The 220-nt window shown below is 67.3% G+C and carries 1 protein-coding gene; it reads right to left on the bottom strand.

Annotated features, from left to right (window positions below; translation table 11 throughout):
• Nucleotides 1-220, bottom strand: a 220-nt coding sequence (locus tag P0D73_RS46975) for a GDP-mannose 4,6-dehydratase (protein WP_408436608.1), incomplete at both ends; no start/stop codon positions are given.

Consider the following 220-nt stretch of genomic DNA (forward strand, 5'->3'; position numbering starts at 1 on the left):
CGACGCGCCCGCCTTCGGACGCAACTGATCGAGCAGGTCGCACAGCGTATGCACGACCTCGAGGTTCTTCTTCTCGTTCCAGCCGCCGACGTTGTACGTCTCGCCCGGCGTGCCGCGCGCGAGCACTTCGCGGATCGCGCTGCAATGGTCGCCGACATACAGCCAGTCGCGCACGTTCTGACCGTCGCCATAGACCGGCAGCGGCTTGCCGCCGAGCGCA

Origin of the sequence: Paraburkholderia sp. RL18-101-BIB-B (assembly GCF_046026985.1) — a bacterium.
Lineage (GTDB): Bacteria > Pseudomonadota > Gammaproteobacteria > Burkholderiales > Burkholderiaceae > Paraburkholderia.